Origin of the sequence: Thalassotalea loyana (assembly GCF_030161435.1) — a bacterium.
GTDB lineage: Bacteria > Pseudomonadota > Gammaproteobacteria > Enterobacterales > Alteromonadaceae > Thalassotalea_G > Thalassotalea_G loyana.
This window is the reverse complement of record NZ_BSSV01000012.1, coordinates 1-24,551: the sequence shown is the minus strand read 5'-3', so window position 1 is coordinate 24,551 and position 24,551 is coordinate 1. Positions and strand designations below refer to the sequence as shown.

Annotated in this window: 9 protein-coding genes; all 9 read left to right on the top strand. The window is 40.8% G+C overall.

What is annotated here, in order from left to right:
• Positions 1-338: 338 nt before the first annotated feature.
• Positions 339-7,301: a LamG-like jellyroll fold domain-containing protein gene (locus tag QQK05_RS18490; RefSeq protein WP_284301457.1), complete on the top strand. Its 6,963-nt coding sequence runs from the start codon at positions 339-341 to the stop codon at positions 7,299-7,301.
• A gap of 276 nt (positions 7,302-7,577) precedes the next feature.
• Positions 7,578-10,250 carry an EAL domain-containing protein gene (locus QQK05_RS18485; protein ID WP_284301455.1) on the top strand — a complete coding sequence of 891 codons (2,673 nt, stop codon included), beginning with the start codon at positions 7,578-7,580 and terminating at the stop codon, positions 10,248-10,250.
• 184 nt (positions 10,251-10,434) lie between these two features.
• Entirely contained in the window at positions 10,435-11,313 is an 879-nt protein-coding gene (locus tag QQK05_RS18480; RefSeq protein ID WP_284301453.1) for a protoglobin domain-containing protein, read from the top strand.
• A 3-nt stretch (positions 11,314-11,316) separates the two neighbouring features.
• Positions 11,317-11,673 carry an STAS domain-containing protein gene (locus QQK05_RS18475; protein ID WP_284301451.1) on the top strand — a complete coding sequence of 119 codons (357 nt, stop codon included), beginning with the start codon at positions 11,317-11,319 and terminating at the stop codon, positions 11,671-11,673.
• A 28-nt stretch (positions 11,674-11,701) separates the two neighbouring features.
• Positions 11,702-12,094, top strand: coding sequence for an ATP-binding protein (locus QQK05_RS18470; protein WP_284301449.1), 393 nt, complete (start codon positions 11,702-11,704; stop codon positions 12,092-12,094).
• 61 nt (positions 12,095-12,155) lie between these two features.
• Positions 12,156-12,686, top strand: a complete 531-nt coding sequence (locus QQK05_RS18465; RefSeq protein WP_284301448.1) for a SpoIIE family protein phosphatase — start codon at positions 12,156-12,158, stop codon at positions 12,684-12,686.
• A gap of 2 nt (positions 12,687-12,688) precedes the next feature.
• Positions 12,689-15,451: a hybrid sensor histidine kinase/response regulator gene (locus QQK05_RS18460; protein ID WP_284301446.1), complete on the top strand. Its 2,763-nt coding sequence runs from the start codon at positions 12,689-12,691 to the stop codon at positions 15,449-15,451.
• Positions 15,452-15,583: 132 nt separating this feature from the next.
• Positions 15,584-17,152 (top strand): mechanosensitive ion channel family protein, encoded by a 1,569-nt coding sequence (locus QQK05_RS18455; RefSeq protein WP_284301444.1) that lies wholly within the window; start codon positions 15,584-15,586, stop codon positions 17,150-17,152.
• Between the two features lie 95 nt (positions 17,153-17,247).
• Positions 17,248-24,551 (top strand): beta strand repeat-containing protein (locus QQK05_RS18450; RefSeq protein WP_407704909.1); only part of this gene is annotated, 7,304 nt, incomplete at its 3' end.

The following is a 24,551-nucleotide window of genomic DNA, read 5'->3' as shown; positions in this document are numbered from 1 at the left end:
AAAGGCTAAATTATTTCTATTAAGAAATTACTCGCGAAAAGATAACAATAAAATTTGCAAGCAATATGAATGCGTTGCTCAATGTGCTTGATAAGGAAATGCGAGAAAGCTCAATTCGTCATCGGATAATGTTTATCTTTTGTTAAACGGCGTCGCTCTGTATTAGCCATAGTTTGTTGCCATTTTCTCAGTAAAACCCTTGAGCTCATTGTAGTTTTAATTATTCTCGCATAAAGAGTATTTGTTTAAGAATCAATGTATTCCATCTTTGTTGCACATTTATATGACATAAAGGCCCCAACAATTAGCATGTGCTGGAAAAAGAGGAGTTTTATTGTATGGGGTGTAAGAAGTCGTACCTAACAATACTTGCAATGACAGCGTGTTTTTCGAGTGTTGCACAGACAACATTAGAACCAATAATTATCAATATTGATGAAAACACCAAGAATAATACGTCAGTTGGCCAAATTAATTTTACCGACGGTCAATATGATAAAACAGTGAAAGTTGAAATTGGGAAATCAGATCTAACTCACTGGGTAACAAATGGAGAAGGATTCGAGCCAATATCCTTTTCTTCTGAATTTGAACATGCGCCAATTATGTTTGGTCAAATTCAAACGGGTAGTCAATATCAGATCGCATATTCAGTGAGTACAAGCTCCCACCAAGGTGGTGTAAGTGCTCTTGGCCAAGAGTTTATCATGCGTCATCGCCTGAACAACGTCACTGCAACTGGCTTTGATGCTGTCTTAGAATCGGAATTAGACAAACGTGGCACAAGCGTTGTTACGTCAATTGATAACACCGGCAAAGGTGAAACCTTGGGATGGTTGGCGATCAGTGAACCTGTTGAAGCTGTGCTATATGATAAAAAAATAACAGTTCTCTCGACAGGGGAGAGCGTGACACATCACGAATATGGCCAAGCGTTTGGCTCTGACTTTGTTGATGCCCCTAATTTGATAACTACGATTTCAACGTTTAATGGTACATCGCAATCTGGTGTTACGGTGACTGACAACAATGCGAATAGAGCAAAGTTCTTTATCGATAACCTAGACGATGAGTCACACAATGCTGAAAATGTAAACGTATTGGCAGTGGAAGAAGGGGCCTTTTTTGCGACCGCGACCAATGCCGTATTTGGTGAGTCAGGTTCAGCCATAGTTAATGACACTGCGATGGATGAACCATTTACCATCACGTTAAAAAAAGCGTATAACGATCCGGTTGTTTTTGTCCAGGCGGTAGGCATTGATAGTGCCCTGTACGACTCTGCAATTCGCCTTACAGATGTTTCAAATCAAACATTTTCTGGATACTTGCACAATGATGCCGAGAGCGTGGCGCCAAAACGTTATGGAACGTTCACACTTCATTACCAAGTGTTTGAGGCGGGAACATGGGAGATGCCACTTGAGCATTATCAATACTCGATTGTTTCAGGTAATGAAAATGGTACTTTTTCGGTAGACCCCATCTCAGGGAAAATCAAAGTTGCGGATCAAACTCAGTTAGACTTTGAAAGCGGACTGAATCAGTTTGTATTTACAGTTCGGGTCACTGACGGCGTTGGTAACGCATATGATACGCTGGTTACTGTAAATGTGAATGACATCAATGATTCGTTAAACAATGATGCGCAAACTATTGCGGGTTTAGCTACTGACGATTGGTCTGGTTTTGGCTTAGCACCAGCGGGTGATGTCAATGGTGACGGCTTTGACGATGTTATTGTTGGTGTACCGCAAGATGATACAAATGGTGAAGACGCAGGCCGTGCCTATGTTCTGTTCAGTAACGCATCGGGGCTGTTACCTGATTTTACCTCTGTGTTGGCAGGCAATGGCGGCTTCGTTATCAATGGCGCAGCAGAAGGTGATAATGCTGGGTTTAGCGTCAACGGGGGCGCCGATATCAATGGTGACGGATTATCGGATATCGTCATCGGTGCGCCATTTGCTGATAACAATGGTAATAACTCTGGTAGTGTATATGTAGTTTTTGGCAAAGCAAATACCAGTGCTGTTGAGCTTGGCGCGCTAAATCAAGGAATCAGTCCTTTAGGTTATGCGATCCATGGAGCATACAAACATGATTATGTTGGTGGCAGTGTGCTTATTGGTGATCTCAACGGGGATGGTTTAGCAGATATTATTGCTGGAGAAACGCAAACACGTTTTGTTGTTGGTCAAGAAGTTATCTCAATCAGTGATTCTTTTGATGGCAATTCAAATTACGATGACCCACACATGGCTTATGTCGTATACGGTAAGCCAGACCTAAGTACACAATATCTTGCTGAAATTGCGTTGGATACAAATACAAGTGGCTTTGTTATTAAGGATGATGGTAGAGCGCCATTCAACGACTGGCCGTTTGGTGCACTTGTCATGCCGTCTGGTGATTTCAATAGTGATGGTTTAACCGATGTCATTGTTTCACATGGGATTCTTGGCCGTGAGAGTGGTGTTAATAAGTTACTATTTGGCCGTGTTGGTGGTACAGCCATTGATTATGGTTCTATTGCTAAAGATAACCAAGGTATAAATATTGTTGCACAAAATGCCGGCAATTATGGTTTTGCGTCAAATCTTTCATCTATTACAGTAACACCAGGCTTTGTTACCTCGAATGTTGGTGATATCAACGCTGACGGTATTGATGATATCGCGTTATTAGCGCCGGATAATAACTGTTGTAATAGCTGGGAACACCCTCGCGCATATATCATTTTTGGTACCCTTGCTAACGTAGATATTAATTTAGCGGATATCGCTGACGGCAATGGTGGTTTTGTTATCCACAACGATGCATCAAACATCGAGTTTAATGCGCTTCAAATAGTTATCGGTTCTATCGGTGGTGCAGGCGACTTAAATGGTGATGGATATGATGACATCATCATTGGTGACCCGTTTGCTGAAGATAATAAGGGGCGAGTGTATGCTGTGTATGGTTCGAAACAAACAGACCCTATATATTTAAGTGAAGTTATCGAAACTTCTCGTGGTTTTTACTCGACGGGTAACGGCGGGGAAATGCTAGGTCAGTGGATTGCTAGTGCTGGAGATATTAATGGTGATGGCATTAAAGACATTCAATTTGGTACACCGTCATCTGATAAAAATAACTTAACAAATAATGGTGCAATTTATGTGCTCCAAGGCAACGGCGAGGCTGTATTGGCAACAGGTTGGGGAAGTGATTCTGACGATACTTTTTCAGGTAGCTCAGCGGCTCAAAATTATGCAACAGGTCAAGGTAATGACACCGTTGCGGGTAAAGGCGGCGCTGATGCTATTTACACAGGCCCTGGCGACGACACGATTATAATTGCCGATACTGATTTCATCCGCATTGATGGTGGTGGTGGTACCGATACCTTAGTGCTTGATGGCGCAGGTATTAACTTGAACCTAATGGAAGGTGCTTCAAAAGTTCGTAGCGTTGAAGTATTTGATATTCGTGGTTCAGGTGCCAATGTTATCTCATTAAATAAAAGTGTAAGTAGTAATTCAAACCTTCGTATTTTAGGTGACGCCGACGACAGCGTTTATGCCGCAAATAACCAATGGCAAGATTCTGGCAACATTATTGTTATCGATAATATTCAGTACAGTGTATTCACTGTTGGTTCAGCTCAAATGTTAGTGCAAAAAGATGTCACTATTGAGATTAACAATGATCCGAGTATTGATAATCAAAGCTTTGCAGTCAGTGAATATACTTCAGGAGGCTCACAAATAGGCAGTGTAACCGCGTCTGCAAACGATGTCGGTGACTATGTTACTTATCAAATTATTGCAGGTAATGACTACGATAGTTTCGTTATTGACTCTGCAACAGGGGCTCTTTCTATCAGTAACGCAATTTCGCGTTTAGACTACGAAAAGCAAGACCATTACGACCTAACTGTCCAGGTTGTTGATACCTATGGTGCCGCTGCCGCTGCCACAGTAACGGTTAGTGTAAATGATGTAGAGTTTATTACGCATAGCTTTAATGCTGATTTAAGCGCAACAGAGAGTACCTTTGGGTCGACAGCATTTACGGATATTTTGCAAGTTGCAACCATGAATGAAATCGCGAGTCCTGAATTTAATACGGGCGATGTTCCTGAGATTCCATCAGTTCCAGACGATTACTTGCCGCCTGGCTTTTCGACCATGAATCCATCAAACTGGAAAAAACAAGTCGATAACATGACAGCAGGTGTGACCGGTGTTTTTGATATGAACCTTGGTGGTGACTTTTTCTTTGAACCTCGTTTTAGCATGCAAACGGGCCAGGTTATTTCAGATATTCCTGTGAGTATGGACTTAGCCTATGCCGATGAAATTCAGGTAGGTCAAGAAACGCTAATTACTGCACAAGTTAATTTAGATAACTATGCAAGCTTCAGCGCTACGTCACCTGCGTTTGACATTGATTTTGTTTTGGGTGTTAAAGACTTATTTTTCCGCCTACAGTCACCGGTTATCTTGGATAACGATAACAACCCACTTGATAAGCGCACCTCACTTGATGAGGGCTCTTTTACGGTGAATGTAAAGTCTGACGAAATTGCTGTCATGGGACGACACTGTATCAATACGCTTGGTCAACCTGCGTGTATGATTAGTGCGGAGTCTGATGCTGAACAACCACTTCGTATCTCAGCATCAATTGATGCGCCTGATTGGTTCGAGCAAGAGCTTTATTACAAAACGAGCTGGAAAGCTTGGTATTATGGCGCATCTGGCCAAGCGATTAGCCACAGCAAGCGAGAGTGTCGTGAAGACTTCTTCTACCCTGCGGGGGAAGACCTCTACTTCGATTACAATTTTGAAATGTTAGACACTTTTTTAAGTGTTCATGCGGATATCAAACAAGATTTCTACTTAGAAGTTCGCCCTATTTCTAAATTAACCCTAGAAGATGGCACAGTACTAGTTTTTAAAGGGGATAGAGATATCGCGTTTACGCCTGAGCTTTATCATGATGTCAATAATGATGGTGTTATTGATGCAAACCTGACTGTTAACTTGTACTCAGTATTCTATAACGACACGAAGACCTCTGTTGGTGCGCGCTTACCGTTCAAACTAGGCCTTGCTGAGTGGAATATTCAAGAAGCGGTCTGTACAGCAAGTAATATCTACTTGTATCAAAAAGATGGTGCAATTTACGAAAAAGGTCAGTATGGCCCAGGGTTAGACTTTGAGTTCGGTTTCAGTGTTGAAGAAGTATCGCTCACTGAGTGGAAGTGGGATGAAGCTGCCGAAACTCTGGCGTCGCCATTTGTAAAGAAATCAGAATCAGTCGAGCCATTACCACCATATTTATATAATGATAACGAATGGTTGCTAGCTCATGAAAAAATCAGCAAGGACATTTCATTTGATTTGTGCAGCCAAGAGGGCGCGTGTGGTGAGCCTATTCTTTCATACCACAATAACGCACCTCAGGTTTCAAATGTCACGATATCAGGCAACTTTATCGGTAAAAGTACCGTATCAGCCAATTACGATTACAGTGACTATGAAGGTGATGCTGAGACTGAATCGGTCTACCAATGGTTAATCGCTTCTGATAGCCAAGGTACAGATGCCGTGGCAATTGATGGTGAAACCTTCCAATCATATACATTTACCGTACAAGATATTGGCAAATATGCTCAATTTTGTGTGAAACCTTTTGATGGTGAGAATTATGGCGGTGTGCAATGTAGTGCTTGGCAAAAGGTTGCAAGCCCATTCTACAAAGACTTCTCAATCTTAACTGGTTTCGGTCAGGCGATCGAATTAAACGGTGTTGATCAGTCATTGGTTCAGGAGACAAGTCACCTATTTGACCCAGGCCGAGATTCATTCACTATTGAAATGTGGTTGAACATTGAGCAGTTTAACGTAGATATTCCGATTAATGTTCTGACGTTTAGATCGGATACATCAAAGGCTGCACTGAGAATCATGCCTGATGGTTTACTTCGCAGTAAAACAACGGATACCACCTATTTTTCAACAGAATCGGTCAATTTGAACACGTGGCATCATTTTGCGATCACCTATGATCAGGATAGCTCTTTACTTGTTATCTATTTAGATGGCGAGCCTGTTATCTCTCAAGTCGATACCATAGCATCTCGAGATGTTGATCTGGTATGGGGAGCAAATGGTGGTCAGGACAATAGGTTCTTAACGGGGCAATTGGATGAATTGCGATTTTGGAATGTTGCAAAAACACAAGAAGAGGTCAAGGCAAGTCAATTTTTAGCCGCTGATTCATATGACGGTAATTTAGTTAGTTACTTTACATTTGACCAAGACACGCCTGACAATATCACAGATTTAGTCGGTGCTACGCAAATGTCGGCGACTAATGGTGCAAGCTTTGTCAAGCACAATACGGTGATGTCTTTTGATGGCGACGGCGATTACTTTAATGTTGGCTATAGTAGTAGTGATCTTAATTGGGGCGGTGAGAGTTTTACAGCCCAAGCATGGATTTATCTTGCAGCAGGAAGTAACGGTTCTAACAGGTTGATTATGAATAAACTGTTAGGGAGTGCATCGGGTTATAAAGGTTGGAATTTAAGTGTTAACTCAAGTAATAATCTGCAAGTTTATTTACGACCTGTCGACGGTAGTCAAACCCTGCAAACGGGTGGCTCATACGATTTAAAAACTGAGCGTTGGTATCATGTTGCGGTCACGGTTGATAGAGAAAATAAAAAGTTAACGCTTTATCAAAACGGTAATAAAGCTACTCAAGCAAATTTGGGCAATAAAACGAATATTAATAGCCCTTATCCACTTCGATTAGGTGCCTACAGTGGCAGTGGTGTCACTAGTGCTAACTTTGAAGGGAAGATGGATGATGTTGCTATATGGAATCGTGTTTTGTCGCAAGACGAAATCCAAGCTTGCATGAATGGACTAGAACTAGGATGTGAAGATGATTTGTTCTTGTATTATGACTTTGAAGATAGCTCAGGTAAAAACAAGGCTGCAGATCGTTTTAATGGCAGTGCTCAGGGGAATGCAGAGTATGTAAGTGATGGTCTATACAATGGGTTCACTGCAAAGCAAGGCGAAATCTTTAGTGGTGTTCTACCGTTAGGCACAGGAGTTGCTATCGATGTCGTGAGTTCGCCGAGTCATGGCGAGTTAACTGTCGATGAGTCTACCGGCGCATTTATGTACTCGGCGGGTGAAGGAAAAGCGGGCACACTCGATTCCTTTAGCTACATTGTAATTGACCTAACCGATGGATACAGTTTTAAGCGAACGGTGAATATTACAATTGAATAAAGTAACCAGCTAGTTTGACGAAAAAAGCAGCCTCATGGCTGCTTTTTTTATGTTCTTATGAATTTTTTCTTGAACCTACGGAGAACAAAGTGATTGCTTTATTTCAGATTTCATCTGTTTTGTTGACTCAAATCAAAGATTGATTTGTTATTCGGAAGTTAATTTATCGTTTGTGTTATGTTGCTCATCTTTGCGTCAAAAATTATTTCTATCCCATAGAGGATTTGGCAAATTTGAGAACCTGATACGATCATGCATGCATCTTTTCTTGTCAAAATGAGAACGACTATTGTTAACCTTTCCTTTAGTGCCTTTATTATATTTATTTTGGCACTAACTACGCCTTCTTTATTCGCTCAAAGTCTTCAAAACGTGTTCCATACACACAACGCTGTCATGTTAATTATTGATGCCGATTCGGGCGAAATTATTGATGCGAATTCAGCTGCAGAGCAATTCTATGGTCGAACATTGAAGTCCCTAAAAACAATGCAGATTCAGGACATAAACTTACTTAGTGAGGAGCAAGTTGCCGTCGAGCGTGAATTGGCTCAAACGGAAAATCGAAGTTATTTCATTTTTAGGCACAAAGTGGCCGACGACAAAGTTAAAACTGTCGCGGTATACGCAAGACCTATTACTTATCAAGGTAAAAATGCGCTGTTCTCTATCATTCAAGACATCGACAAAGAAAGAGAGTTTAAAGAAGCGTTATGGCACTACAAAAGCAATTTAGAACACCTAGTCGACTCTCAAGTTAGTGAAATAGAAAAAGCGAAGAAACAACAAGTCCAGTTGCTTTGGATTGGCTTAATAGTGCTATTAGTCATGGTGATCGTGCTTTATTACCTGCTTTGCCGCAAAAAAGCAGCAGAGGAAAAACAGCTATTACTTGAACAAATTGTTGAGCAAAGTCCTATTCCGATTCAAACAACGAATGAAGAAGGGAAGATAACTTATGTTAATAAAAAGTTTGCGTCGGTAACCGGCTATTCCGCTAAATACTTGATAGGAAAAAGTCCGAGCTTATTAAAGTCAGGAAAACATAATGTAACGCTTTATGACGAGCTATGGGAAACCATTTCAAAAGGTGAACATTGGGTAGGTGAATTTTTCAATCGTAAAAAGAGTGGGGAAAACTTTTGGGAACGCGCCAATATTTACCCTTTAATGAATAAGAAAAATAAAATTAGCAGTTATGTTGCAATCAAGGAAGACATCACCCAAGCGAAAGAAAATGAGAAAACGTTAAGACTTGCATCAGCCGTTTTTGAGACAGCTGCAGAAGCCGTTATGGTGACAGATGCGGATAATAAAATTATCGCAATAAACCATGCATTTACACAGATTACGGGTTATTCAGAAGAAGAGGTTATAGGACAAGATCCCGCCATATTAAGCTCAGGACATCACGAAGTCGACTTCTATAGGCAAATGAAGAATGAGTTGTTAATCACCGGGCAGTGGCAAGGTGAAATATGTAACCGAAAGAAAAATGGCGAAGTGTTCTATGAATGGTTGTCGATAAAAACATTACGTGATGATACTGGGAAGCTCGAATCTTATGTCTCCATCTTTAGTGATATTACTAAGCGTAAGCAAGCTGAGGACAAAATTTACTTGCAAGCTCATTATGACAGCCTAACAGGGCTTGCGAACAGAAATTTATTTATTGATCGGTTGCAACAGCACTTATCGCGCGCCAAACGAGACAATACCCCTACGGTTTTGCTTTTTATTGATTTGGACGGATTTAAAGGCGTCAATGACACCTTTGGGCATTCTATTGGTGATGAGTTACTAAAGCTTTCAGCTAAGCGCATCAAGTCTTCGTTAAGAGATTCTGACACTGTTTGTCGATTGAGTGGTGATGAATTCGCCGCGGTTGTGGTTGGGGACAATGATGTTTTTAGTGTCGAGAAAATCGCCTCAAAGATCCTCGCTGAGTTGGCAAAGCCATTCATTATCGATAACAACGAGGCTTATGTAACGGCAAGTATTGGTATCTCGATGGCGCCAGAAGATGGCGAGAATACCGAAACGCTGTTATCTAAAGCAGACAATGCAATGTATAAAGCGAAAAGGACGGGAAAAAACAACATTCAGTTTTACACTAAGGATATGGATGAAAAAGCGCAAAAGCGCCGTATGCTAGAAATAGAGCTACGTAAAGCCATTCTACAAAATGAATTTACCTTATTCTTCCAACCCATTCATGATATCACGAGTAATCGAGTCAGTTCTGCTGAAGCCTTAATAAGGTGGGAGCACCCAGATAGAGGGATTATTTCACCGGGTGACTTTATCCCTGTCGCAGAGAACATTGGGGTGATAACAGAAATTGGTGATTGGGTATTACAAGAAGCATGCGCTAAAGCAAAACAATGGTTAACGCTTTATAAAAATCCACCTAAGGTATCGGTTAATATTTCGAGCTCTCAACTTCATAGGCAAGACTTCTTAAGTAAGCTAAAGCTTGTGCTAGATAGAACTGAGTTGCCACCAGAATATTTAGTGTTAGAAATGACAGAAAGTCTACTTATAGAAGAAGATAAATTCGTTTTGACCCAGCTTAAGGAAATTCGCGAAATGGGAATCGAGTTATCAATTGATGATTTTGGTACGGGATACTCGTCTTTGAGTTACCTGAAACGATTTCCTGTTAGCATACTCAAAATCGATAGGGCATTTATTAAAGACATATTAGTGAATCCTGAAGATGAAGCACTGGCATGTGCAATATTATCAATTGCCAAGAGCTTAAAACTTAAAGTAGTCGCAGAAGGCGTTGAAAAACAAGCACAAAAAGAGCTACTTTCTCGTCATGGTTGTAATCATATTCAAGGCTATTACTTGAGTCCGCCAATTTCGTATCGATCATTTGTTGATTATATGGATAATCATTACGGCTCGTTGCACGATCCAAAGCTTTTTCCTGACTGGGACTAGCCTTTGTTTGAATGTTGACGCGCTATTTCCACTTGCTACTTTTCAACAATAGATTTTGTAATTAAAAATTTTAATTACTTAAGTTCCTTAGAATTTATCACCTGAGTTCATCTCATTATTTTTTACTCGGTCTATACTGATTTGATATGGATTTAATACGAAAAAAAAATATTGGAGAAGTTAGGTGGCAAATGTTGCAAGTTTGTTGGATGTCTATGAGATAACACCTGAAGACTTAGTGTTGATAAGTCAATTAGGTGAGCGTGTCATTCCAATCCTCGATGATTATGTAGAAGCATTTTATACATGGCTGGAGCCTCAGCCAGAATTTAGTCAATTTTTTCTTGATAACGATCGTTTACAGCGCGTAAAAAATGCACAAAAAAACTACTGGCATCAAACGTTTTTGGCCAAAATTGATGATGAATACCTTGCTAGCAGAGAATATTTAGGTGCGCATCACGCAAAAATTGGTTTAAGTTTGACAAGTTATTTTGCAGGCATGAGTAAAAGTTTGAATTTCTTTCAAACGGTACTTGAAGCTGAAAATGAAAAAGATTTGGCTATTTATCAGCAGCAACAAGTTTCACTTGCAAAGTTAGTCCACCTTGAAACTGCGGTTGTCGTGGAAGCCTACACGAATATGACCCAGCAGAAAATCGAGCAACAAAGTAGAACACTAATAGAGATGTCCACACCTGTAACATCAATTTGGAAAGGTGTGTTGATGTTGCCAATCGTAGGTATTCTCGATTCGAAACGCGCGCAGGATTTGATGCATACCGTGCTTGCCAAAATCAGTGATACCAGAGCAAAAGTCATTATCTTAGATATTAGCGGAGTAGCCGTTGTGGATACTGCGGTGGCAAATCACATAATCAAAATAACAAAGGCTTCAAAATTAATGGGCTGCGATTGCATTGTTTCAGGTCTATCCCCGGCAATAGCTCAAACTATTGTTGAGCTCGGTATCGATATTGATAGCCTTGAAACAACGTCGACATTGAGTAATGCCTTGCAAACTTCATTAACGACGATCGGTTTGAAGATAGTCGCGGAATAGCATATGCCCAAAGCAACATTTATCGTGTTAAATAAAGTGGAGAGTGCTTTGCTGGCTACTTTTCCTGCATTTATAAGCGATGAGGTATTGGTCGACTTTAAACAAACATTGCTAGGCAAGTTGTCGAAAGATAGGAGTCAATACTTACTTTGTGACTTATCTGGACTTGAATTTGTCGATATTGATGAATATTTGGAGTTGATCCAAACCTTGAGTATGGCTTCATTACTTGGCACCAAAGCCATTATGGTGGGAATGAAGGCGAATATAGCCGCGACCTTAGTTGACTATGATATTGATGTAGCCATGTTTGAACACGTATTAAATCTTGATGACGGGTTGGCGCTTACAAGGCAATAACTCGTATAAAGTGAAAAGGTAAAGTTAAGTGGTTGAACGTTTTCATATAGATGATGAATCAAGCTTTCAAATGGCGTTATTACAAGTAAAAAGGCTACTCATGGAGTTAGGATTCAAGGAAGTACAATCGGCCAAGTTTTTAACGGCGGTATCTGAATTAGCACGAAATATACTCAAATATGCTAACAATGGCGTCATTGAAGCGGAAAAAATTAAAAAACTCAATGTTGGTGGGTTGAGAGTAGTGGCTATTGATAACGGTCCAGGCATTGAAAATGTAGAACGAGCGTTGCAAGAAAATTATAGCTCGACTGGAACGTTAGGACAGGGGCTACCTGGCGCAAGAAGATTGGTTGACGAGTTTGCAATTGAATCATCGGCAAAGGGAACTATAGTTACTGTGTGCTCATGGTGCGAATAGTATGTCCTTGATAGAAAAGGTCAACATTGCGAGTAAAAATGTACCCTTTTGGACTGAGAGCGTGAGTGGTGATGAAGTTTTTTATGCTCAAATTGATGAGAAAGTGGTTATTGCTTTAGTGGATGTCACGGGTCATGGAAATGGCGCACATCTTTTTGCAAAAAAGCTTAAAAAACAATTCATCGGTATTGAAGATTGGCTAGACCCAGCGGCATTTTTGGCGAAACTTCATGATACCTTTTTGCATGGTTTAGGAGCAGCTATAGGTATAGCTGTTGTTGATAAAAAAGAAAATAATGTGAGGTTTTGCGGCGTAGGCAATATATCAGCATATATTTTAGGTGAAACTGATCATTGCTTTTCGTGTGACGAAGGTGCTGTAGGTTTGAGCGTAAGAAAGGTCAACCTTCAACAGCATCAACTTCAGCCCGGTGATATTTTATTGATGCACAGTGACGGAATCAAATCTCGCCTCTATCGTCAATATGATCGAGATGTTATTAAGGAAAATATCAATGACATCTTAATTTATGTTTTTGAAAATTACGCCAAGGAACATGATGACGCAAGTTGCATAGTTTATCGATACTGAAAATGACGGACATAGCTAATTCTCAGATAGACAGTAAGGACAGTATTTATTTTCTACGTGAAAAATTGTTTGACGTGGGAATCATGTGTGGCATTGAAAACATATTAATGACGCGAGCGGTAGCTTACTTATCTGCAGTGTTAAAACAGGCTTTAGCTCAAAATAGACAAGGTTATCAGTTCATCATCTCCCATCAAACAAGTGCTAATCAACATCAATTAGTTTTCAAATTCATCTTATCCAAACAGCTTGAGCTTACGATGTTACCTTCCAATGTTTCATTTTTGAGAAACTCTGATGTTATTGATAGCTCAACGGATAAATATTGCGTGTTGATGAATATGGGATTATCGCGTCAGCAGTCGGAATTAATCGTTGATAATTACCACACGATAACTCAGCTATTTAGTCATAAATCGAGACAAGAACTACTGCGAGAGTTGAAAGCGAAAAATGATTCATTGGAAAACCACTCCAAGCAGCTTGAAAAAGAAGTAAAGCAACGCACGCAGGAGTTTGAACTAGCAAAAGTGCAAGCTGATCTGGCTAGCCAAGCCAAAAGTGATTTTCTTGCGAATATGAGCCATGAAATAAGAACACCGATGAACGCGATCATTGGTATGTCCCACCTTGTGCTGCAAACAGAACTTGATAGAAAGCAAAAAAACTATGTAGAGAAAGTTCATTTGTCTGCTGAGTCACTACTTGGAATTCTCAATGATATTTTAGATTTTTCAAAAATCGAAGCAGGTAAACTTGATATAGAATGTATTCCGTTCCGGTTAGAGAGTGTCATGGATAACCTCGCTAACTTAATTAGTTTTAAGGCTGATGAGAAGCAATTAGAATTATTGTTTGATATTGACCTCGATGTACCAAATGCATTGGTGGGCGATCCGTTAAGGCTAGGTCAAATATTAATAAATTTAGCTAATAATGCCGTTAAATTTACTCAAACAGGACAAATTGTTGTTCGTGTTAGGGTCAATAGCTTACAAGAGAATAACCTTGTGTTGAGATTTTCTGTTATCGACTCAGGTATTGGTATGACTAAGGATCAGCAGAACAAATTATTCCAGTCTTTTTCACAAGCCGATTCTTCAACGACCCGTAAATATGGTGGCACTGGACTTGGCCTTACTATTAGTAAGCGGTTAGCGAGCCTTATGGGAGGTGATATCTGGGTCGACAGTCAGCGCGGTGTTGGCAGCACATTTGAGTTTGATGTTCAGCTATCTGTTCAAGAAGCGCCAGAACAGTCAGCTGACTTGAAAAAAAATCTTGTTGAGTTAAAAAATCTTCATGTCTTAACGGTTGATGATAACAAAACAGCAAACGAGATAATGGGGTACATTCTGAAATCATTCGGGTTCCAAGTTACCGCGGTAAATTGTGGCCAAGAGGCTATTGAAAGAGTGAAAACTACGTCTTTTGATTTAGCTATTGTAGATTGGAAAATGCCTGAACTAGACGGCATATCAACTGCCGAAAAAATTAAGCAATACCTTGATATTCCAATTATCTTGGTAACCGCAGCAGGTTTATCTGACCAAGTCGAACAAGCGAAACACGCTAACCTATTAGCCAGTGCACTTAACAAACCCGTTTCTGCATCGTCGATTCATGACGCGATAATGGAGTCATTTGGATATCAAGTCGAACATGAGAAAACGAGACAGCAAATAAACACTAGGCAACATCAAAGTGATGTTATGCACTTGGCGGGAGCCAATATCTTATTAGTTGAGGATAACGCGTTAAATCAAGAGCTTGCTGTCGAATTTTTAACATCTAATGACATTAAAGTTACTGTCGTTGAAAACGGGCTAAAAGCGCTAAATCAAGTGAAATTAGTGGACTACGACGGTGTATTAATGGATTGCCAAATGCCTGTGATGGATGGTTATGAGGCGACGAGAAAAATCCGAGAGTTAGGCGGTAAATATGAGCATTTACCAATAATAGCGATGACAGCTAATGTTATGTCATCAGATCAAGAGCGCTCAGTAAAAGCAGGAATGAACGACCATATTGGCAAGCCAATTCGAGTCGATGAAATGTTTGCGACGATGGCCAAGTGGATAACACCAAGCTCACCTATTTCAACAAACGAATCGAACAATATAAATGGGTCGAAACACGGACAATTTAATCATCATGGAGATAGTTTCCAGACGTTTCTAGATAGCCTCAGTTTGGTGGACATCAATGCTGGCTTGAAAAATTCCCAATACAATAATGACCTGTATAGAAGATTAATAACGCAGTTTGTTCAATCCCAACAGGGGTTTATTGCAGATTACAAGCAGGCACTTGATGCAGGTAACTTTGAATTATGTGCTCGGCTGGCTCACACATTGAAAGGACTCGTTGCTACGATTGGTTGTCGAGCTCTTTATCAACCAATGAGTGAGCTAGAAAAAAGTAGTGAATCAAAAGAACATGGTAAGTGTGTGGTGTTAATGGAACAAATCATCCCCATCTTTCAGGACTTAATGTATGAATTAAAGCAGTTACCGAACGCAGAGCAACAAAAAAATACAGAGAAAAAGCATCTTGAGCCATCTCAGCTTCAAGCACTACTAACTGAATTGCTAAATGAGTGTGAACAATACCACTCGACAGCACCGGACTTTGTTGGCGAAATATTACGTTTTGAAATATCCGATAAAGATAGGTTGATCTTAAAGAATGTTCAAAAGCTACTCGAGCAATATGAGTTTGACGATGTTGTTGAGCTATTAAATAACAGTTACCAATTATAAAAGACAGGCAAGTCTTCGTTAGCGCAAATTATATAAGGTATTAACTTGCTTGATCGATGCCGCTCGCAATATCGTAATCAATGAATACGGCTATAAATGAAAACGACAACAAGCATTTGCAGGGACTGAAGTATGAGAAATATTTTCTTAATATTTTTAGGGTTGTGGTATCCATCTATTGTCATGGCGCAAAGTGTTTTACCAGCACCTGCCAGCACCCCAACGATTGTTGACGAATCCACGCCCAGAAAAACAGTCCAGTCACTATTGTCAGCAGTATCCGAAGCATCAGCGAAAAACATTAGGGCACAACTTGATACTCGAGAAAGTAAAACACTTACTCGGCAGGAAATTAGTCGTGTTGTTGATAAGCTTGGCTATTTGCTTGATAACCATGGCACGCTAATGCCAGTAGGACTTATATCTAACTTGCCGAGTGGAGCTGATGAAACAGGACTTGATAAACAATTCGAAAAGGTTGGTAATGTAAAAGTTGGTGGACAATCTGTAGCGATAACTCTGCAATTAATTGAAGATAGCTCAGGTGAAAAAACATGGCTTGTTTCACAAGACACCATAAAAGGCCTGTACAGTATCTCCCTTAATCTTGGTGAATCGACAATCAATCAAATACTGCCAAAGCCTTTGATTGAGACAAATTTCAGAGGCGCTCCTATTGGACAGTGGTTAAGCGTTATTGTGTTATTGGTATTTAGTGGTTTAGCATGCCGCTTAGTCACACTGAGTATTCGTCAATTAGCTAAATTCGCGTCCAAGCGAAACGCAGACTCTCGCAGAAGTCAGGTGTTAAATGCACTATCTTTGCCTCTTGGTATTATCTTCGCTATTTTTCTTTTTGTTGCATTGGAACGCAGCTTAGGAATCTCCATCATTATTCGCCAAGATATGAGTGCAATAACCGTCACTGCATTTTGGGTGGCAGTTTTTCTGTTTGTTTGGTCATTGATAGAGAACTTATCTACTCGCGGCGAAAAACTTCTTCGCAGCAAAAACCAAGTTGCGGGTTTGTCGATTGTCATTTTTTTCAAAGCCACAGCTAAAGCTGTTTTGCTTATTTTATCGGTTATTTTACTGCTAAATAACCTTGGCATTGATGTTACTACAGGGTTAGCCGCATTAGGTATAGGGGGTATAGCGCTCGCCCTCGGTGCTCAAAAGGCGATAGAAAACTTGGTTGGAAGCATCATTATTATCATTGATCAGCCGATCCGAGTTGGAGATTTTTGTCGAATAGGTGACATGCTAGGTACCGTTGAAAATATCGGATTACGATCGACACGCATTAGAACACGAGAAGATACGCTCGTGTCCATTCCTAATGGCATGTTATCGAGCGAGCGGATAGAAAACTATGCGTTGCGAAGAAAGTATTTGCTTAAGGCTATTTTGAATTTACGCTATGAAACGTCGATGGATGACCTGGAAAATATTTTACAAATATTGAGGCAAAACATTAAGAACAATAAATATGTTGCGAGTGACAATCAAAGAGTTAGATTCATCGCATTCGGAGCGTCTTCACTCGATGTTGAAGTGTTATGCTACGTTTATGCAGGCGATTATGATGTGTTTTTGGAACGTAAAGAGAATATTCTAATGAGTTTTAGCGGCGTTATTGAAGCGAACAATAGTGGCTTCGCATTTCCATCTCAAACGCTTTATTTGTCAAAAGATAAATAACTATTTTGGTCAACAGTTAGTCCATCTCCATATTTATTCCTTATTTTCCCATTACCATACTGCAGGTGGAGTTTCGTCTGTAGTTTGGTGTTTGTATGCAATTTAATTATCTTTTTTCTCTATTTTTATCTCTAGGAGTCGCTAGTTATTCCAACTATGCACAGGCAACCGATGTCGACTCAGACAACGATGGCGTTATAGATAGCGTTGACGTTGATGATGATGGCGACGGTTTAATCGAAATTTCCACCCTTGCTGAATTTAATAATATTCGTAACAACGAATATGGCACAGCATACAATGATGGCGGCGGTGATGACGCAACGGGTTGTGGTAACGACGACGACGTACTGGCCTGTTTTGGTTATGAGCTAACCGCTGATTTAGATTTTGATGAAAATGGCAATGGCGATTTAACTGATGATAGCTACTGGAACGGTGGCGATGGTTTTACCCGTATTGAACGCTTTAGCGGCACATTTGACGGTAATGGCCACAGCATTTCAAATCTAACAATTAATAAAACTGCCGATAGAACCGCGCTATTTCGAATCATCAATGGCGTAACAATCAAAAATTTATCGATTCTTAACGCAAACATAACAGGCCGTTCAGAATCAGGTATTTTAGCGGGTAAAACTGAGTATACAGGTACCAGCTATTTCGAAAATATCATTATCACAGGTACGTTAAATGGTGATGGTGAGCTTGGTGCGTTAGTGGGTGACTTTTCACAAACAGGTCATATCGACAATGTGCATGTTGACGTTGATATTAGCTCTACGTTCGACAGAATCGGCGGTTATATTGGCTATTCAACCTATGCCGTAAACATTAGCAATTCAAGTGTTCGCGCCTCTCTTACCGGTGATGAAGAAGTGGGTGGCTTCATTGGTTATGCTGATGAAATTAATGTTTCTGATAGCTTTGCCTACGTCAACATCGATGCCGCGAATGATTACATTGGTGGTATTACCGGTGATGCTCAAGACAGCTCTACGATCGAAAGAGTTGTTGTTGCAGGTTCTATCAGTGGCGATCGCAATGTTGGTGGTATATTTGGTGAAGTTTCGCTAGCGTCAAGTGCCTCTGATGTTTTGGTTACAGCAAGTGTTCAGGGTAACGACGTTAATAGCACTGGTGTTTCTCGTACCGGTGGTGTTGTTGGTTTATTGTCAAACGATATCACACTAGAAAACGTGGTCGTGACTGGCGCTATTTCGAGTGTTATCGATAACGATTCAACACTAGGTGCTTTAGCTGGCTACAGCGCAAACTACACAGTAATTACAACGACATCTGTTTGGGATACTGAGAAAACTGGTACCACTCAAACGGTAAACGATATTGGTGATGGTTTTGCATCAGCTGATATCAACTGCCCAACGGCAATTGACGATGCAGCTTGTACAACGAATCCATATAGCACTTGGACGAGCAGCAACTGGGATTTTGGCACTGATAGCCAACACCCAGTATTAACGATTAACAGCCAATCATATAGAGATACCGATGGTGATGGCTATTTTGATTTCGAAGATGCTTTTGATGCTGATCCAACTGAGCATTTAGACTCAGATAGTGACGGTGTTGGCGACAATGCTGATGCTTTCCCAAATGATGCAAATGAAACTGCTGATAATGATAATGACGGCACAGGCGACAACGCAGATTTAGATGACGATAATGATGGCACTGCTGATACCTCAGATATCGATGCAGACGGTGATGGCCTGATTGAAATCTCAACGTTGGTAGAGCTAAATAATATTCGTAACAACCTAGCCGGAACTGCATACAATAACGGCGGCGGTGATGTCACAACGGGTTGTGGTAATGGCATTGACGTACTTGCATGTAGCGGTTACGAATTAGTTAACGATCTAGATTTTGACGAAAATGGTGATGGTGTAGAAAACGATACCTACAATACGGGCGAAGGTTGGACACCTATTGGTAACCTTGCCGCGCCATTTACTGGCACGTTTGAAGGTAATAACTTCACTATTGCAAACCTTTTCATCAACAATACTTCTTTAACAGGTGATGACGACAGCATCGGTTTATTCGGTGATGCAGAAAATACGACGATTGAAAACCTTCATGTAGAAGGCCAAGTCACTGCAAGTGGATATTACGTTGCGGGTCTTGTCGGCTATTTATACGGTAGTAACCCAAGCGTAATGAACAATGTATCGTTCAAAGGTACAGTGGTTAGCAACAAGTCAGGTGCTTATGCTGGTGGTATTGCTGCTTTGATTGATGAAGCTAATATCACACAGTGTTTAGCAACCGTTGATATTACAGCGCAAGGTCAATCTGGCGCGTTTGCAGGTCAATTAGCGAATGGTAGCGTTGAAAACTGTTTAGTGAATGGTTCTGTAATTACCTCTGGCACAGTTGGTGGTGGCTTTATTGGTAACCTAACAGGTTCTGATGTTACCAATGTTGCCTCTCACGCTAAGGCTGAAGCAAATAATGCTGTAGGTGGTTTAATTGGTAGTGTCGGTTCATCTTCATCGACAATTACTCACAGTTATTCAACTGGCTCTGCTAAGCAGGCGTTTACAAAAGGTGGTTTAACTGGTTCTTCGCTTGGCACTGTGACAGAATCTTATTGGGATACCGAAGCGAGTGGCAATGCCTCTAGTGAATCAGGTACAGGTTATACAACCGCTGAGTTGCAAGCACCAGTTGCTAATGTTGGTATTTATGCAAACTGGGATGAAGCATATTGGGATTTTGGTGCTTCAAGCCAATACCCTGCGCCAATTATTAACGGTGTGGTTTATCACGACAGAGATAACGACGGTACCCCTGATACCTTAGATGCGTTCCCTGATGATGCGACAGAAAACACTGATTCAGACAATGACGGTGTTGGTGATAATGCCGATGCTTTCCCGAATGACTCTACTGAATGGTCTGATGCCGACGGCGACTTAATTGGTGATAATTCTGATCCTGATGCTGATAACGATGGCGTTGCTAATGAATCAGACCTTTATCCATATGATGCGACAGGTTCGGTAGCCGAAGATGATGTTGATATTGATGACGATGGTTTAATTGAAATTTCAACATTAGCTGAGTTACATGCGATGCGTGATGATTTAGCAGGTACCAGTTTAAGTGGTGTAACCGCGGGTTGTGCTGGTTTAACAGACGGCACTGGCTGTTTTGGTTATGAGTTAACAACTGATTTAGATTTCGATACCGATGCTGATAGCGATCTTTCCGATGAAAGCTACTACAACGCAGGTGAAGGTTGGCAGCCAATTGGTACAGAAAGCGAGCCGTTTGCTGCACACTTTGAGGGTAATGGTTTTGCGATCAGTAACTTATTTATTAATCGCCCAGATGAAGATTATCAAGCCCTATTAGGTTATGTCGCGACAGTCAGTGTTACTAATATTGATATTGATGGTGACCTAACGAGCGTTACCGGCCTAAACAATTCTGCATTTTTAATTGCACGTAACAGCAGCTCTGATTCAGCAGTCCTAACTAATATTAACGTTCAAGGTACCATCCTTGGTAATGACGACAGTGGCTTAGTTGCTGGCCGGTTATACAACTTAGACGCTGACCAAGTTCATGCCCAAGGTAGCATTACCTCAATCTCTATTACTGGAGATGCTGGCTCAGATACCGGCGGTTTGTTTGGTCAATTGTCGGGAACTAACACACTAGATAACGTGAGCTTTGAAGGTGAAATTCAAGCGGTTACTTCTGCTGGTGGCTTAATTGGTGATGCTGAAAGTGTCACCATTAACGACAGTTATGCGATTGTTGATATTACCCTTGTTGATGAAGCAGGTATTGAAACCGATATAGAAGTGGCTGGTGGCCTAATTGGTAAGATTGAAGGTACTAGTGTTTTAACTCGCGTATTCGCGCAAGGTAGCATAATCGCACCGACTATTCTTGGTGGTTTAATTGGTGATATTGACGGTTCAACACAAATTGCCGATTCATACGCTGATGTGACTCAATTAGGTGATTCACTCATTGGTGGTATTGCTGGTGACTTAAACGCTGATGCCACATTTACTCGTGTGTTGGCACTTGGTGCAATTAACACCAATGATGATCAAAATACCAATACTGGTGGTCTTTTAGGTTATAGCGCTTCGAACAGTTTATCAGTTGTTTACGCTCTTTGGGATACTGAAGCAACCGGTATATCAACAACGTTCAATAACTCAGGCGTAGGTTACACTTCCTACGAGCTAAAATGTCCAATAACGCCTTATGACGCAGATTGTAGCAGCACAGCTTATACCGATGATTGGACGTCAACTAATTGGGATTTCGGTACATCAGAGCAATACCCAGCATTACTCCTAAGCGGTAATTTACATCGTGACTTTGATACCGATGGCTACTGGGCGTATGAAGATGCATTTGATGATGATGCGTCTGAATACCTAGATTCTGATAGCGATGGTCTTGGTGATAATACTGATGTTTTCCCTAATGACTCAACAGAGCAATATGATACCGACGGTGACGGCGTAGGTAACAACGCTGACACTGATGATGCCGGTGACCTAGTTACTAGTTATGGCTTGAACGGTATTTTATCTGCTTACCTTCATGATGCGGACCGTGAAATATATATTACTGATGCTATTGCACATGATAACGGCCTGTACCTTATTGGTGGTTCATATTACAACGATCATAATGATGACAGTGGAGTGATCGTTGATGTTGATAGCTCTGGTGCTATTAACACAGATTTTGGTGAAAGCGGCGTTCTTTATGCATCATATGAAGGTTTAGCAACTCATTTTAAACTAGCGCTTACCAGTGATAGCGGTATTAAAGTTGCGGGAGATAAAGACAATCAAGTGTTTATCGCGAAGTATGATGCGACGGGCGCACTAGATACTAGCTTCAATGAAAATGGTGTTTACGATAATGACGATGGTTTCATCATCCGCGGTGTTAATGTTGCTTCAACGTTATCTGATGACAGTACAACTGTTTATGGTCAGTACACTTATCAAAACTATGGTCATAAGTTCAGCAGTGATGGCACCTTAGATACTAGCTTCGGTGGTGCGGGTAGCTTAACTATCGGCTCGCCAGCACTAGGTAGCTACATCTATATTGAAGATGCAATAGTGCTTGATGACGATAGCCAAGTGCTTGCGATGAGAAAGCAAGATGGCACTTTCTACCTAACTAAAATTGATGTTGATGGCAATGTTGACGTAACCTTCGGCAGTGTTGGCGAGCTAGCGCTTGATAGCGATATGTTTGCCCGTTCAATTAAGTTGGCAAAAGATGCTGATGGCAATGTTTATGCTGCAGGTACAACCTCAAACGTTAGTGAGCGCTTGAGCGTACTAAAACTCGTTGATGGTCAGCTAGATACAACGTTCGCTGATAATGGCTATTCTGCGAACGACTTTGAAGAAGGCATCTCTGTTTGGAATGTCCAAGACATTCAGGTGCAGGCTGACGGCCGTATATTGATTCTATCTGGTGTAACAGATGACTACGCCCACGTTTTACGTTTCACTGAAAATGGTGAACTAGATAGCCAATTCAATACAGTCGGTTATGTTCGCTTAGACGTACAAGAATACGACCCAATCAAACTAATCATTCAAGACGACGGTAACTTATTAATCGCAGGTTCCGACTGGAACGGCTTCGGCATTCATATCGTTAACATGATCAATGACTATGACCTTGATGGTGATGGTTTAACAAACACCAACGATTTAGATGATGATGGTGACGGGGTTGATGATGCCACTGATGCCTTCCCATTTGATAACTCTGAAACAACTGATACTGATGGCGATGGCATTGGTAACAATACTGATCTTGATGATGACGGCGATGGCATCAGCGATGCTATTGAAGTGCAATACGGCCTTGATTCAACAGATAGCAGTGATGCCTTTGCTGATTTAGATGGTGACGGTAGCTTAAATATTGATGAATTATTGCTAGGCACTGATATGAGTGATGCGTCTGACTTTGTTTCGGTATTAGACACTGATTTCAATAATGGCGAAATTGCTTATCACAACCTAACTGATGGTAGTAATGATGACTTCGAGTTAGGCACTATGTTGCAAGAAGGTAATCAGTTCTTCTTTACGGGTTACTACTTTGACGTGCCACTTGATGACGACTTTGGCGTTATCGCAAAAATGAATGCTGATGGCAGTTACGATGAATCTTGGGGCGAGCAAGGTATTTACTACGGTTCAATGAATAATTTAGGAAGCTACATATATGGTTACACAAAGATGAACCATGGTGGTTATTTAGCTGGCCTAGCCTACACAGATTATGATGCGGTCCTTGCTTCTATTTCTACAGATGGTCAATTTGATTCAAGCAGTTTATTTTCGACTGAAGACACACCAGGTATTTTCGTCGTAAAAGGTAGCCGAGCTTTCTATCCGGTTATTTACCAAACGGAAAGTGGTGAAATCTATGTCGCGAGTTCCGTAACTAACGCAGACGGCAAAGGTTATGTTGAAAAGATTGACAGCGATGGCCAAAAAAATGAAAGCTTTGCTGGCGGCCAAGGCTATTTTGAATTTGATTTCTCAACCGGATTAAACTACGAGCGTGTTTGGTTTATTTTTGAGCAAGATAATGGAAACATTGTTTATGCGATGACGATTAGCAATGGTCTTAGGTTCTTTGAATTGACGCCGGAAGGCGTGTTAAATACTGACCTAGGCGATGAAGGTTTATTCACACCAGATCTTGATGGCAATCGTTATGAAGATGTTATTCAGCTTAATGATGGTCGCTTTGCGATTCTCTACGACGGCAAAGTTGATGGTAATGACGGTGTCCATATCGCTGTCTACGGCCAAGATTTTAACCTAGATACAACCTTTGGTGAATCAGGTTATTTCTCATTTACTGAAATTGATGTTGATTACAATGCCGTGAAATTATTTGAGCAGTCAAATGGTACTTTCTTAATCGCAACGACCATTAAAATCAATGGTGTTGAAGGTACTCAGTTAGTGCAAGTAACTAGTGATGGTCAATTAGATACGCGTTTCAATCTGCTAGGGTATTCACGCTCACTCCATACGGAAGAAGCTGACTTCTTTGAAGCTGTTCGCTTAGACAATGGTAATGTTGTATTTGGTGGTGATGATGATGACTCTGACTACTTAGCGGTACTTCGTATGATGTCTAATGCCTATGATCATGATTTTGATGGTGTGCCTGATACAAATGATGTTTTCCCTGAAGATCCAAATGAAAGCGTTGATTCAGATAATGATGGATATGGCGATCAAACCGATGCGTTCCCATACGATGGCACTGAATGGCTAGACACTGATTCTGATGGCGCAGGTGACAACGCCGATGCGTTCCCAAATGATTCGTCGGAAACACTTGA